Source organism: Spirosoma gilvum (assembly GCF_054776815.1).
This window is the reverse complement of record NZ_BAAHBH010000002.1, coordinates 773,762-788,816: the sequence shown is the minus strand read 5'-3', so window position 1 is coordinate 788,816 and position 15,055 is coordinate 773,762. Positions and strand designations below refer to the sequence as shown.

At 48.9% G+C, this 15,055-nt stretch carries 13 protein-coding genes; 7 read left to right on the top strand and 6 right to left on the bottom strand.

The annotated features are described in order from the left end of the window. Window positions 1-49: 49 nt before the first annotated feature. Window positions 50-1,030, top strand: coding sequence for a GTP 3',8-cyclase MoaA (gene moaA, locus ACYVFD_RS08040; RefSeq protein ID WP_461089349.1), 981 nt, complete (start codon window positions 50-52; stop codon window positions 1,028-1,030). A gap of 105 nt (window positions 1,031-1,135) precedes the next feature. Beyond that, a complete protein-coding gene (locus tag ACYVFD_RS08035; RefSeq protein WP_461089348.1) occupies window positions 1,136-2,230 on the top strand; it encodes a DUF4369 domain-containing protein in 1,095 nt (364 codons plus the stop codon). Between the two features lie 22 nt (window positions 2,231-2,252). Here ACYVFD_RS08035 and ACYVFD_RS08030 read toward each other — a convergent pair whose 3' ends face one another. Both ACYVFD_RS08030 and ACYVFD_RS08025 read right to left on the bottom strand, forming a co-directional pair. After that, window positions 2,253-3,212, bottom strand: coding sequence for an ABC transporter substrate-binding protein (locus ACYVFD_RS08030; protein ID WP_461089347.1), 960 nt, complete (start codon window positions 3,210-3,212; stop codon window positions 2,253-2,255). Between the two features lie 145 nt (window positions 3,213-3,357). Further along, entirely contained in the window at window positions 3,358-4,131 is a 774-nt protein-coding gene (locus ACYVFD_RS08025; protein WP_461089346.1) for an NUDIX hydrolase, read from the bottom strand. Window positions 4,132-4,316: 185 nt separating this feature from the next. On the opposite strand from ACYVFD_RS08025, the gene ACYVFD_RS08020 reads away from it, so the two are divergent. The 3 genes from ACYVFD_RS08020 (at window position 4,317) to ACYVFD_RS08010 (ending at window position 8,268) form a co-directional block, all read left to right on the top strand. Beyond that, window positions 4,317-5,342: a sugar phosphate isomerase/epimerase family protein gene (locus ACYVFD_RS08020; protein ID WP_461089345.1), complete on the top strand. Its 1,026-nt coding sequence runs from the start codon at window positions 4,317-4,319 to the stop codon at window positions 5,340-5,342. 109 nt (window positions 5,343-5,451) lie between these two features. Next, window positions 5,452-6,996 (top strand): ADP-ribosylglycohydrolase family protein, encoded by a 1,545-nt coding sequence (locus ACYVFD_RS08015; protein WP_461089344.1) that lies wholly within the window; start codon window positions 5,452-5,454, stop codon window positions 6,994-6,996. 69 nt (window positions 6,997-7,065) lie between these two features. Next, complete coding sequence (locus ACYVFD_RS08010; RefSeq protein ID WP_461089342.1) at window positions 7,066-8,268, top strand: hypothetical protein; 1,203 nt, start codon at window positions 7,066-7,068, stop codon at window positions 8,266-8,268. A gap of 40 nt (window positions 8,269-8,308) precedes the next feature. On the opposite strand, the gene ACYVFD_RS08005 is transcribed toward ACYVFD_RS08010, so the two are convergent. From ACYVFD_RS08005 to ACYVFD_RS07990, 4 genes are all read right to left on the bottom strand, one after another. Next, window positions 8,309-8,941 carry an outer membrane beta-barrel protein gene (locus ACYVFD_RS08005; protein ID WP_461089340.1) on the bottom strand — a complete coding sequence of 211 codons (633 nt, stop codon included), beginning with the start codon at window positions 8,939-8,941 and terminating at the stop codon, window positions 8,309-8,311. A 161-nt stretch (window positions 8,942-9,102) separates the two neighbouring features. Further along, entirely contained in the window at window positions 9,103-10,569 is a 1,467-nt protein-coding gene (locus tag ACYVFD_RS08000) for a sulfatase family protein (protein ID WP_461089339.1), read from the bottom strand. A gap of 159 nt (window positions 10,570-10,728) precedes the next feature. After that, window positions 10,729-12,582: an outer membrane protein assembly factor BamB family protein gene (locus ACYVFD_RS07995; protein WP_461089337.1), complete on the bottom strand. Its 1,854-nt coding sequence runs from the start codon at window positions 12,580-12,582 to the stop codon at window positions 10,729-10,731. Between the two features lie 193 nt (window positions 12,583-12,775). Beyond that, window positions 12,776-13,768, bottom strand: coding sequence for a GRP family sugar transporter (locus ACYVFD_RS07990; protein ID WP_461089336.1), 993 nt, complete (start codon window positions 13,766-13,768; stop codon window positions 12,776-12,778). Window positions 13,769-13,900: 132 nt separating this feature from the next. On the opposite strand from ACYVFD_RS07990, the gene ACYVFD_RS07985 reads away from it, so the two are divergent. Further along, window positions 13,901-14,344, top strand: coding sequence for a DMT family transporter (locus tag ACYVFD_RS07985; protein ID WP_461089334.1), 444 nt, complete (start codon window positions 13,901-13,903; stop codon window positions 14,342-14,344). A 70-nt stretch (window positions 14,345-14,414) separates the two neighbouring features. Then, on the top strand, window positions 14,415-15,038 hold the full coding sequence (locus tag ACYVFD_RS07980) for a hypothetical protein (protein WP_461089333.1): 624 nt from the start codon (window positions 14,415-14,417) through the stop codon (window positions 15,036-15,038). Window positions 15,039-15,055: the final 17 nt, after the last annotated feature.

The window sequence follows — 15,055 nt, the reverse complement described above, 5'->3', positions numbered from 1 at the left end:
CTTTCGGATATGCAATCAAAATCTGTAATTTTGTGTTAGTCCCGTACGCATGATCTACGACAATCACAATCGCCCCATTACGTACCTTCGACTGGCCGTAACCGACCGCTGTAACCTGCGGTGCTTTTACTGTATGCCCGAAGAAGGAATTAAGTATTTGCCCAAACATCAGGTACTTACCTATGAAGAAATGGAACGAGTGGTGCGTATACTGGCCCGGTTAGGCGTTCAGAAGGTACGGATTACGGGTGGCGAACCGTTTGTCCGGGCGGGTCTGATGCCGTTTCTGCATCAACTGGCCGCTATCGACGGATTAACCGATTTGTCACTTACGACCAATGGTGTGCTGACCGCTCCGCACGTTGCCGATCTGGCAGCGCTTGGCATCCGATCGGTAAATTTAAGCCTGGATACTCTTGACCGGGAGCGCTTCCGAAAAATTACCCGACGCGATGAACTCCCTGCTGTTCTGAAAACGCTTGACGCTCTCCTTGAAGCGGGCATCCAGACGAAGATCAATGCGGTAGTTATGGAAGGGCAGAATATAGAGGACCTGGTTCCACTGACCGAGCTTACCCGGCAACTACCCGTCGATGTTCGGTTTATTGAAGAGATGCCGTTCAATGGGGAGGGAAGTCATTATCCGGTTCTGCACTGGACCCACCAACGGATCGTCAGCGAAATCCGGTCGCACTTCCCCGACATCCAAAAACTACCCGACCCGCCGTTTTCTACGTCGGCTAATTACCAGATTCCGGGTCATCAGGGGACTATTGGGGTCATTGCTGCCTTTAGTCGAACCTTTTGTGGCACCTGCAACCGAATCCGCCTGACGGCACAGGGTACGCTGAAAACCTGCCTTTACGACAACGGTGTTCTGGATATTCGGGCGTTGCTCCGAAATGGTGCCTCCGACGAAGAACTGACAGCGGCTTTTTTACAAGCCTTCGCTCACCGGCCCCGCAACGGCTTTGAAGCCGAAAACCAACGAGCTACCGTCACCGAGTCGATGGCGACCATTGGCGGGTAATTATCCCAGAAAGGTATAATTCTCAAAAAAGAAATCGTTAATAGGCTGATTGAAAGGTGTGTAAAAGCAATCTTTAGTCATTCCAAGCCAATCTACGATTCTCCCATGCCAAACCTGACTTCAAGGATAAGCTGGCTTTTGCTGAGTCTGTTTTTCAGTAGTCTATCGATCTCAAACGCTCAGCTTACCAGTCGAATTGATTGTTATTTTCCAGCAGCCTGGGAAGGCAAAGAGACGAAACTGATTAGTCGGTCAATCGATCAACCTATTCAAGTTGATACAGCTTTTATCATTAACCGACGTGTAACATTTACGGTCAATAGCACCGACCTGTGTTCAGCCTATATCTGGATAGAAGGCAATCCAAAAGATATTCATTTTCTGATCGACTCTCCACAGATCAATATCGCATTCGACCCGCAATCTAGTATTCCTATTCTCATTTCGGGTTCGCCTAGTAGCGAATTATGGCGCCAGCAACGTGACTTGCTACATCAGCAAAGCGAATCAAATACCGAGCTAATGCCCTCTTTTCCAATTTCAGCTACTTCGGAGGATTCATTAATGCGGTACATTGAACTTGCCGATTCGTTACACCAGGCTTATAGCAAAAGTATAGCCGCTATGATACAGGACAACCCAGTTTTGCCCTCTAGCTGGTATTTATTCGCCACCCATTACACAGGTTTTCCTTTTGCAACCACAAAGCGCCTATTTAACCAGTTGGCTATCTTCAGCGCCTACCCTTCTTATCAGAAAATTGCGGTTAACCTATTGACCAAAGAACCCGGAAAACTTGCTACTGATTTTACATTACCAACCTTGTCAGGTGAGTCAATCACATTGTCCACTATAAATTCCAAGCTTACCCTGATTGATTTTTCGGACGCTCTTATGCTCTCTCGCAAACCTAGACATAAAGCCCTGCGAAAAATCTATCAAACCTTTCATCCGCTTGGTCTGGAAATACTAACAGTGGCACGTGCTTTTGATCAAAAATCAGCAAAAGAGGCTTTCCAAACAGAAAAGATACCCTGGCCGGTTGCGCTGTCTGTCATTGGCCAATCTAAGGTAACAGATTACTATAACGTTGATCGGACGCCTGACAACGTATTACTCGATCAGCAGAAACGGATCATAGCCCGTGATCTCTCCGTTGATGAGCTGGCCTTTATCCTGAACGGGCAATTGAAGAAGTAGCGATCTCGCTTATTTTCGTTCTTTAAAACCGAATTGCAGCCGGGATTCCTTCCAGAAATTTATTGGTGAACAGGCTATCGACATCCATTCGTTGAATAATATCACCTTTAGCATCGGTGAGCATGCGGTTGCGGATCATCCAGTTGACGAACGAAAGCCAGATGGTTCGGTGCATAAAACCCCAATGGCCTTCGCCGTCCAGATAATACCCTGACACCATCTGCTGGCTTTGCTCCACAAAATTTCGGTTGTTCAAGGTGGGGTGATTGGCCGTTTTCATCAGAATACGGGCGGCTTCGTCGGGATTTTTCACGGCATACCGGAAACCAGCGGCCGTAGCTTCCAGGAAACGATGAAGCGCATCTGAATTCTGCTCGGCCCAGTCCTGATGGGCAGTCAGTACAGGATTGTAGCCATATGGAATTTCATACTCATCGAACAGAAACTGGTTCAAGTCGATGCCATCGATATCCGCTTTTACCCCTTCCCAGGTCAGCCAGCACCAGGCTGCATCGACCTCACGGGTTACCAGCCCACGCCATATATTTGCCCAGGGCGATTTGTGCGCCACAAACTGACCACGACCATCGTCGTTCTGAATCAGTTGCCGGATAATATCTTCTTCATACCTGGCCCCATACGATGCATACACTTTGCCATCCAGTTCGCGAGGGTGTTCAATACCGCTTTCTTTCAAGGTTACAATGGCACTTACGTCCCGCGCCAGCAGGGTAGCTACGGCAATAAGAGGCACACCATTCGTCTGATAACTGATTACACTTTCGGAAGGTGTAATGGCCAAATCCGCGTCGTTTTGGGCAACTCGTCGGGCCGGGGCCGTCTGGTAATTTTCCTGATCGGGTGAGATAAAGATTACATCAAGACCGGCTTGTTGGTAAGCTCCTTTGGCACAGGCTATGTAAAAGCCTGTATGGTTAGTATTTGGCGTCCGATCGAGGGCTAACCGAATTTTCGTATTCATACGGCGCGGTAATGTTACGGCTATCTTAACTAGGCAACTGATGTAAGGTTTTCAGAAAACACAGGATTACGCAGTTGCGAGGGTCAAAAGTACGACATTAGACTGAATTGAAGAGATTTTAGTAAAGCTGGAATTGTATTCTGGACTATGACGTAAACAACGATTCGTTTTCCAATGCTTTTTCGTAGTTCGCTTTGTCGAACCGATACAGATAAGGGGCTTTATGCGCTCCGCCCGTTTTGCGCTCATCCAGCCGCTCCAGAATACCATAACCGAGCATGCGCTTCTGAAAGTTTCGCCGATCCATAGCCTGTCCCAGAATGGTTTCGTACAACTGCTGCAAATCGGGCATGGTAAACTTATCGGGCAGTAAATTATAGCCGATGGGCTGGTAGCTTAGTTGCCGACGGAGTGTTTTCAGGGCCAATGCAATCATGTCGTTGTGGTCGAACAGAAGCGCCGGAACCTGATGAATATGCCACCATCGACATTCGTCAGTAAAGAAATCGGGGGTAGGAATTACATTGGCAAATTCGACCAACGCATAATAGCCTACCGAAATATCACGGATAACTACTTCTTTAGCAACCTCTTCGGGCAGGCCCAGTTTGGTCAGTGTTTCGCTCTGGTTGAAGTGCTTGTAGCGCTGTATATCGCCAAACGTGTGAAACTGTTGCAAAAATATCTCGCTTAGTCCGGTTCGTTCGCGCAAACTTCGGTGGGCGGCCGTATCCATGTTTTCGTCCTTACGGATACGGCCGCCGGGCAAGCACCATTCATTGGTGTTCTTCCAGCGTAGCAACAGCACTTTGAGCTGTCCGTCATGAAAGCCAAAGATGACACAGTCGATAGAAACCGATGGCAGATGGTTAGTCTTGATGTCAGCAATAAGCCGCTGTAGTTCCTTTTTGTATTCCATGAAGAAAATCTACCAATAAATATAGTGTGTACTAGATACACATTGAGCAAAAATACGTATCATTGTCTTAAAAATAGAACTTTCGCGATGATACGTTATTTCGGCTTTTGCTATCGTATTGAACGGTCGTTCTTTTCCGCATTTGCGCTTCTGTTTTCATTGATTTGATTTTACCTGTATCGATCATGTCTCAAACTCGTCGTCAATTCCTGAATCAACTTGGCCTGGCAGCCGCCGGAGTGGGTCTGTCGTCGGTTTTACCAACCCGAACCTTTGCCGATATGGCCCCTACAAAATTCAATTTCGAGCTTTCGCTGGCCGAGTTCTCGTTCTTCCCCGAAATCATGTCGGGCAAAATGACTAACCTCGATTTTCCGGCCCGAACTAAAAAAGACTATGGGATCAATGTGCTGGAATATGTGTCGATGTTTTTCAACAACAAACATACGGATCAGGCGTATTTGAAAGATCTCAAGCAGCGCTGCGATGATCTGGGCATGAAAAATAACCTGATTATGGTGGACGGAGCGAACATTGCCGATCTGGATGCGGCCAAACGTCAGAAAGCTGTCGAAGATCACTATGCCTGGGTCGATGCCGCTAAGTTTTTGGGGTGTACGGCCATTCGGGTAAATCTGGGCGATTCATCCAAAGCCATCACGGGTACGGCCGACGACCCCGCCGATGAAGCAGCCAAATCGGCGGCTGACGGCTACCACAAATTGCTCGAATATGCCGCCAAACAGAACATGAATGTCATCGTAGAAAACCACTTCGGCAACTCCACCGATATTGACTGGCTGGTGGGTGTTCTGAAAGCAGTCAATATGCCCAACGCCGGTCTACTGCCCGATTTTGGTAACTTCTGTCGGCAACGCAGCAAGCCCGAAACCAACGACATTAAGGGCATTATGGCTACTAAATGCCTACAGGAATACGACCGCTACGAAGGGGTGAAGAAGATGATGCCCTACGCCAAAGGAATCAGTGCCAAAACGCATAAGTTCGACGCCAACGGCAACGAAACCGAAACTGACTTCCGGCGTATGTTCAAGATCATTAAAGATGCCGGGTTCAAAGGTTACGTAGGCATTGAATACGAAGGGGGCCTGATGAACATGTACAACCCAACGGCGGGTTATCTGCCCACTACCGACGGCATCAAAGCCACCAAATTGTTACTCGAACGCGTTCGAACAGAACTGGCGTAGGCAACAATAAGTAATGAACAATGGGTAATGAATAATGAATAATGGCTTTCCAAGCAGAGTCCTATTCATTGTTCATTACCCATTGTTCATTAAGTAAGCCAAGCCTTTTATGAAAACCCTTCTCGTATCGCTCCTGGCCTTTCTGCCTGCCATTCCGCCCGCAAGTCCTCCTCCCAAAACCAGTAAGTCAGCCGCCGTAACCCTGACAAAAACGGCACTCCAGAACAAAATAAAAGGAGGCTGGGCCGGGCAAGTCATTGGCTGCACGTTTGGCGGTCCTACTGAATTCCGGTTTACAGGGACGATGATCAACGACTATCAGCCCATCCCCTGGTACGACGGCTACATTAAGAAAACCATGACCGAAAATCCGGGCCTGTACGATGACCTGTATATGGACCTGACGTTTGTAGATGTGTTCGAGAAGAAGGGGATCGATGCTCCCGTTGCCGAACATGCCAATGCCTACGCCCATGCCGATTACATGCTCTGGCACGCCAATCAGGCTGGACGGTACAACATTCTCAATGGTATGAAAGCTCCAGAATCAGGCCATTGGCTAAACAATCCGCATGCCGACGACATTGATTTCCAGATCGAAGCCGACTTTTCAGGGCTAATGGCACCGGGTATGCCGAACACCGCTGTGAAGATTGGGGATCCGATTGGCCATATTATGAATTACGGCGATGGCTGGTACGGTGGCGCGTATGTAGGCGCAATGTATGCGCTGGCCTTCACCTCCAGCGATGTGAATTATGTGGTGAAGGAAGCGTTAAAAGTTATTCCCGCCCAAAGTACTTTTTACCAATGCATTGCCGACGTCATCAAATGGCATGAGCAATTTCCCAACGACTGGAAACGCAACTGGTTCGAAATTCAGCGAAAATGGTCGGATGAAGTAGGCTGCCCGGATGGCGTGTTTCGGTCGTTCGACATCGACGCCAAAATCAACTCCGCTTACATTGTGTTGGGGTTGCTGTATGGCAAAGGCGATTTCACCAAAACGATGGAAATCAGCACCCGCGCCGGTCAGGATTCGGACTGTAACCCCGCTTCGGCAGGTGGTATTCTGGGCACCATGCTTGGATATGATAACATTCCGGCCTACTGGAAACAGGGATTGAAAGAAGCCGAAGATATCGACTTTAAGTACACAACCATGTCGCTCAACGATGTGTATGCTATGAGTCTGAAGCATGCCCTGCAAGTTATCGAGCGAAATGGCGGTAAGGTAACTGGCGATCAGGTGACCATTGCCCCCCAAATTCCTAAAGCGGTACGGCTGGAGCAATCGTTTCCGGGCCACCATCCCGTACTGGCACGCGGCATCAACAAAGACATCACTAATGAATACAGCTTCGACTTTGAGGGAATTGGTTTCGCTCTTCGGGGAGAAGCTAAGCCAAAAGCCAAAAGTACCTGGGAATCAACCAGTCCGTTCGTATTCAATACTGAGTTGTACATCGACGATCAGAAAGTAGAAACGGCGAAGTTACCAACCGATTTCACCCATCGCCGACACGAATTATTCTGGAAATACCAGCTCCCGAAAGGTAAGCATACCGTACGGATCAAGGTGCTAAATCCCGATTCTGAGCATACGATTCGTATGGGCGAATTGCTCGTATATAGCGACAAATCGAATAAATAGTTATTTTGTTTCGGGTTGGCCGATCACGGTAGCTTTCGCGTCAGCCAACCTGAAACACAACTCTCTTTTATGCCTGCTTATCGGCTTTGTTTTCTTTTACTGATTACCCTACCGGTTTTTGCACAAAAGCCCGTTCCTCCCGGTTTACACCCCGATCCGGCCGGTGCTTTGCAGACCTATCAGGAGAATCTGGTACGGCTTCGGCAGGAACACACCAACCATCATAAACTGCCTGATCTGAAGTTCTTTCTGTTTGGCATGGGCGACCGGCTAAAGCTCATTTATCGCAAAGGCAGGCTGCTCAATGCACTAACGGGCAACATTGAAGAGCAATGGCGGGTGAAGGAGGAAATCATTGTACCATCCGACTATCTTGTTCAGCTAACGCTACAGGATGGACAGCTCATTCAGATTCGGGAAGACGAAACGGGGGTGTGGATACTTCAGTCGGGTAAACGTCCTCGATTAATTCCCGGCACACGGAACCCTGTAAATCTACCCCGGTTTGCTGCTCATCCGTACGGCCCCGTGTTGCGGGTACTGCATCATGAGGTGCTGATCAATGTGGTCAACGGGCGACCTGTGCCGAATTTTCTGGTTTATCTCAAGCCCTGGTATCGGGATGCAACGATGATGGCGATGGTATTACGGGCAACCGATAATCTACACTTGATCCGCGACTGGATTATGGCCATTCGCGACCCGTTTGACCGGAATAACCAACGTGAAGTGGATAATCTGGGTGAGGTTCTGTTTCTGGTGTCGCTGGTATCCGACAAAAATCACCCAGTGGTACCGGTCGTTCTGGACTCGGTCAGGCGGTTTCAGCGAGGGGGCGGCATTGCAGGCAAAACCGACAACGTCGAGCATCCGGTTTACCAGACCAAGTGGCTTAAATACGGTCTGAAGTCGCTTAGCCTTCCCGATCCATACGTTATTCCGAATCAGTACGACAGCTATTCATCTGTTTTCTGGCTTGACTACAAACAGGAGTATGTATCAGCCAAATCTGCTGATGTAAAGCAACCCGACGACAATTTCGCGACCAATCCGTTTTTTGGCTGGGCCGAAGACCATTTTTACGATCAGACGCCCAACTCAACAAAGCATGGTATGGTAGGCACGATCGATTATCCGCTCAGTTGGCAACAGCGCGACATCGATGCGCATTATCCGGGCGAAACCGTGCTTGACCGCGAATTGGTCAAGCAGAAGCTGGCCTTCCCGCATGCCTGGCACGCAGCCGAAATGTTTCTGCTGCTAACGCGGTAACGCGGTGATGCGGACAGGATGTCCGCATCACCGCGTTACATTATCGTCCACCAAACCGCAATCCAGCTTTGATACTGTAGTACGAATTGCTACCCGTTAAGGTAAGGCCGGTTGAGGTATTTCGTACACTAGTGTCTCCAATAAAATCATAGGCTGCTTCCAGATGGGCAATCCCAAATTTAACGCCCAATCGGGCTATGCCCCCCAAATTGATGGTGGTTGGCAGTGGATACGTAGCGATGGTCGAACCAATGGTATAAGTAGGGTCACTGGCCTGAACATAGTACAGGCCAACACCCGTACCGATATAGGGCTTTAACGAACTCGTTACATTGAATGTATAATTGGCGGTAGCCACCAGCGACAGAGTAAATTTGGCCAACGCCGATTTATAATAGGTTTTATCGATATACTCAGGACGCAGAATAAATGCCTGTTCGATCCGGGCTCCCAAATCCAGGTTTTTGGCGACCTCATACTGTGGCTCAAGGCTGTACACAAACCCGGCTTTACCAAGCGACTTATTCCCCGACAGATCAACAGGCGATGCATATCCTACCGAAGCAACTACTTTGAAAGGATTCGGGGCTTTGGATGGCAGCAGCGCTGTCGCAGTTTGAGCATGGGAAGTATAGGCAATCAGAAGCAAACCAAGTACGAAAAGCTTACGCATAATAAATTGATTTAATAAAAGTCGAACAGGCTAAAACGTTTGCAGGCCAGCCTTTCAGCTAGTCAATTCCTGCTGGGCTGGCATTCATTGCAAATCTATACAACCAAAATCGCCTTTGCGTTGCAACTCGACATTAAAAAACTCTAATCTGACTGCTACGGCTATTCATCCAGGAAAATAATACCCGTTCGGGTGATCCAGGCATGGGTTGTCGATTCATACTGATCGATCTGATCGCCACCGTTATTTAGACGTGGGTCCTTTTCAGCTTTCATCCAATTCTCCAGACGGCCCTGCAAGTCTTTTTTTACACTGGCCAGGTTGGCATCGGCCGCCCGGTTGTTGAGGTTATACGGATCGTCTTTCAGTACATACAATTCTTCGGCGGGCCGTTTGGCAAAGCCTAAGGCAAACAGCGATTTTACGGCGGCATCGTTCCGGTGATCCATCATGTACACTTTGGTAGGTCCACCATCTACGTCGCCAAAAATGGAGGGAGTATTCGGGATGGTTTCGTCACCAGCAGGCATTCGGTCGGGTCGAAAATTTCGAATATACAGGTAATCAGCGGTTCGGATGGCCCGCATCGGGTAGCCTGCTCCATAGTCCATTTCGGCGCGGCACAAGCAATGCCGTTCACGTTCCAGAAATACTTCCGATCGGTGCGTAGTGGTTTTTCCGGTCAAAACAGGCACGAGACTAAGGCCGTCAACTTCAGGACGTTCCTTTACGCCAACCCAATCCAGAAAGGTTGGCATCAGGTCGATCAGATTCACGAAGGAATCATTCTGTTTGGGCTGCTTTTCATTCTCCGAAAAACGGCTAATCATCAAGGGGACACGCGTTCCATAGTCGTACAGATTTGCTTTGGCGTGTGGAAAGGGCATACCGTTGTCCGATGCGACCACAATGATGGTATTGTTCAGCTTACCGGCCGTTTCCAGTTTGGTAAGCAAATCACCAATTTCCCGGTCGAGTCGCTCCACTTCCGACAGATAGTCGGCCACATCGCCCCTAATCTCCGGCACATCGGGCAGGAACTTCGGCAAATGGATTTTCTGAGGATCGATACCTGCTTTTTTACCACTTCCCAAATCGAACGAACGGTGTGGATCGTTGGTCCCAAACCAGAAAAAGAACGGCTGATCACTAGCTAACTGATCGAGAAATGGGCCAAAGCCTAACTTGGCCGAATCACCCGCCGGATTCTGCTTGTAGCCCATTTTTCGGAAGTCACCCGGCGCCCATCCTTTCCGGTCAAAGGCAACGGCATAGCCTTCTTTTTTCAGAAGTTGCACATAGGTTGGAACGCTATAGTCGAGCCGACCACATAGATTGACTCCTTCACCCAGATTATGCGGGTAGCGCCCGGTCAGCATGGCCGCCCGTGATGGCGTACAGGACGGTGAGGCACAGTAGGCATTGGTGAAGACGGTTCCGTGCTGAGCTAGTTTGTCGAGGTTTGGCGTTTTGATGGTATGATCACCATAAATACTGGCATACGGATAGCTCCAGTCGTCGGCCAGAATAAACAGAATATTCGGGCGAGTCTGTTTGTCTTCTTTACAGGCCGATAGACTCAAGGCCATGATGGCCAGACAACCGATCAGGTAATGGAACGTTTTCATAGAGAACGGGGAATTTCCCGAAAAATAACCGAAAACACGCTCCACTAAAAGTAAAATCTAATTTCCTCCTTCGTTAACTAATAGAACACGGATCTTTATGATGGTTATGATTTATTAAGATCTGTGTTAATCATAATCATCATAAAGATCCGTGTTCTATTACTTCTCAACTTCAAACGCCAGCAGCACATTTCCGGGCATTTCGCCGAACTGTCCATAGCCCGAATTAACAAACAGCATCCCATCGGCTACTACCGGTGCTGCACCATCCAGCGACCCTCCTTTGCCCTCAATACCATTGACAGTCTGGTAGCTTTTCGCGGTATCATAATCCCACAGAATTTTACCATCAGTGGTTGAATACGCCCGGATATGGCCGTCCAATGCCCCCGCAAACACAACGCCCGGAATTACCGTTGGGGCAGCTGAATTGGCTTCAAGGCAACCCTTTTTATCTCCACAGGATGGCGCGGCTGCTTTCCAGATAACAGTACCTTTTTCAACATCGAGCGCAAACAATCCGGGTGCGGGTTTTACTAATGAATCAACTTTAGGGTGAATGCCATATTTATTATCGGCATTGGCGGCATAGACCAGCTTACCATCGGTTGCCATACCCCAGTGGATACCACCCAGCGCCCCTCCCCGACCGATACGCGTTTGCCAAACAACTTTACCCGTTTCGGGCGATAGACCGTAAACGAAACCAGCTTTTTGCCCAACAACCAGTAAATCACTGCCCGACGGTTGTTTGACCAGAATGGGAGCCATCCCAAAATCAAAATCGGGGCCAATCTTTTCAGGGCAGTTTGGATTTCCCGGACAAGCCAGATTCCAGGTATCACCCTGTGTAGCCTGAAATGTCCAGATCAATTTCCCAGTTTTCAGGTTCAGCGCCTGAATGGCATCGCTGGTCGTTGTGGCTGGTGCCGTGTAATTTTCGCCCGTTCCGAAATACAGCAATCCTCGCTTGGCATCAACGGTCGGGCTACACCAGACAATAGCGCCCGAAGGGCCATAAAAAGGCGCTCCGTTTTTCTTCTTGCCAACCTCCTTCGCCTGTTCGGTAATGACCCGATGCCGCCAGGCGATCTTCCCCGAACGGGCATCCATTGCGACGATTTCGCCCGACGACGAGCAGCAGGGATAGGTAGGATCCAATACAGAAGCCACTTCAATGGATGTAATCGGTACATAAACCATGTTGTCGTACACCGCCACTGAGCCCGTATTGCCCGACTGAGGATGTTCTCCCGCTTTGCTTTCCCAAATTAGCTTGCCAGTCCGCACATCGAGCGCATATACGTTGGTGTTGTTATCGCAGAAAAAAGCCTGTATAGCCTTTCCACTTTGTACCACCGAAACGGCACCCCGAACGGCACTCTTTGCCAGAAAACGCCAGCCAATTTTACCAGTTTGTTTATTCAGGCAGTACACCTCACCGAACTGACTGCCCATCACCAACCAATCGCCTACAATGGCAGGCTTAGAACGTACCTGATTCGCTTCGGGGAAGGCAAAGGCCCATTTGAGCTTTAGATTACCAACACGTTCGGCCGTTAGTCCCGCCTGTTCGGCTGACCGGTAGCCAGTTCCTTCCAGATTTCCACCCCAGCCCGAATGATGGACCAGCCCTTTCGCGTTGGCAGGAATTGAAAATGAACTATAGGCTTCCTGCGGAATTGTGGTTTCCTTAATGGTCTTACCCGTCAGCCAATGCGCTACGGCTTTACGTTGCTCTTCGGTCAGGTCTTTGGCCTGTACACGCATTTTACCCGTTTCCAGTGCGGCCAGTATAGCTCGTGGAGGCATTTGCGCCAGCACCAGATACCCCGGTGCCCCTACGCCTGCATCGGCTTTATGACAGTTATTACAGGTAGCCATATACACCTTTTGCCCTTCAGCAAGTACAGCAGCAAGCGGTTTCTGGCTGTAAACTGGCGAAACACAAAAAAGAAGCGATACTTGGGCCACTAAATACAGTAGCCGCCCAGCCTGCCGGGAAGTTTTCATCGGTTAAGATCAGTTTAGTCAGGAAATCAGGCTGTATTATTTACAAATAAAAACAGACGACCAGCCTAATACGATCAAAATTAGGAAGTTGCTTTCAAGACCGATGAATTTTATGATGAACAGCCGCTCGGTAAGTGTGAAAGGGGGATTATATCGGATAAATACCATGTAACCGCAATGAGATTCACTATGATTACTTAGCCGAAATGATCAGGGCCAGCCCTAGCACATAGCATAACCCCATCAGCACCAGGTAACGGTTTGAAGTTGACGGAGCGCCCCGGAATTCATGCCAGATAAATACACCCCAGAGTACGGCAATAATGGTAGCCCCCTGCCCTAGCCCATAGCTAATGGCATATCCGGCCGCTCCTGAAGCTAGTAGGCTCGATGCCATACCCAGGCACCACACCATACCCCCCAGAATACCAATCTGATGGTTCCGTCGACTCACATCACTGTACAATATTTCCCCATCCGCGGGTTTACTGGCAAACCGGCGTAGCACAGGTAGAAAAATTGGTGTACTGACGACAACCCCAATGGCAAACAGGACCAAAGCCGTGTACGGTGTGAGTAAGCCCGGTGCCGGATTCGTAAAATCGGCCGTCATAGATTTTACGACAAAATAGAAGAAGAAACTCATCAGGAATCCACCAGCCAACGAGCTAATCAGCCCCTGGGTACTGACCGATGTATCTGTACCACCTTTCGATCGGTAGGCCATCGCGCTAAACACAACAGCCAGAAATATGGCAAATACTCCACTGGATAGTAGTCCGACATTCCCTACCGGCGACTGGATGTAGTTGACGACTACGCCCAGAATAAGCGCCAGGCCAATACCAACGGGCATAGCGACCGACAGTCCTGCCAGCTCAATACCAACCACAATCAGAATATTAGCAATGTTGAACACAAACCCACCGATGAGCGCATAGATCAGATTTTGGGTATCGCCCTGCTTTATGTCTGTCATGAACGACCGCCCGGCCTCTCCGAAACTGCCAAACGTAAAGGCCAGTAGCAAACTTAGCAGTAAAATGCCATAGGTGTAGTCGCGATAGAAGATGGTGGTGGGTACGGACTGTGTAGTTAGTTTTTGCGTATTGGCCCACGAACCCCAGCAAAGCATTGTTACAAAACAGACAATAACAGCTAATGGGTAATGAGTAATGATAAACATCGAGCGAAGGCTGTTTAGGTAAGGAATGGTGAAGCAAGCTACAAAAGATACCTTTCAGATCAAAACGTTCACTCCAAGGAAAATAATTGTAACTCGTAAGGTGGCGGTTCGTCATTCTCTACCTTTGCAGGTATGAATTATATCTATCTGGTTCTTGCTTTTATCGTTGGTCTGGCCATTACGGTTCAGGCAGGTGTTAATGCGAACTTACGGCAGGCAATGGCCAACCCAATTCTGGCGGCTGTCATTTCATTTGGCTCAGGACTTATTGCGCTGGTGCTGATGTTTGTGTCTACAGGGGGTACCGTCCCTCCGCTCGACACCATTCGGCAGGTTAGCTGGTGGAAATGGACGGGGGGCGTTATGGGAGCCATCTACATGATTACGGTCATCGTCAGCGTCCAAAAAATTGGCACTGCCAATATGGTTAGCTTAAGCGTGGCTGGTCAATTAACAGCCGCCCTCATTCTGGACCATTATGGACTCATGGGTTTCGCTCATCATCCAGCCAATGTCTGGCGATTATTTGGTATACTCCTGATTGTTGCCGGCGTATTGTTGGTCGTAAAAAACTAAGTGTGGCGTTTACAGTTCGTAGTTTGTTGTTCAAGATAACTAACAACCATAAAACTTCAGACTTCAAACTATGGTCAACTACCGATTCTACCCGTCGTTGCTAAATGTATTTTCCCGTTATGTACGGGGAGGTAATCTTTCAGCGCAGGAATTGATCGATGCCATCAATCGGGTACCTACACCCACCACAGCCGCTCAGGAACGGGGTATTTCGTTTGAAGAAGCTGTAGTAAAAGGAACGGACGAAGATCGATTTGACCCGGAGCTTCTCAAAAAAGTTCGTAAACTCCTCCCCCGCCCAATTGTCGACACACAGGTTTACTGCCAGTGGCAGGTCGATGATGTGCTATTTTATGGGTATGTCGACCTGATTGGGAAGTTCAAAGCGGTAGACCTGAAAACAACAGCCTCCTATCAGCCAGGCCGTTACGTGCACAACCATCAGAACTTATACCTCCACGCGCTCAAGGGCAAAGGCATTAAACTGATGGAATATGTGATTGCGGCTTTTGAACCCGATGGTCGGGCAGAGGTGCATGTAGAAAGCTATGCACTGACCCATCCGATTGATAAGCAGTTGGAAGAAATTCAATTGTTCAAAGCATTTCTGGAAGAACACCGCCCCTTAATTACCGATCCAAAGATTTTCGTAGCGCCCGGCGAAGACCCTGGCGCCCGAAGACGGCTTTCGTAATTCCTGTGTTTTTCATA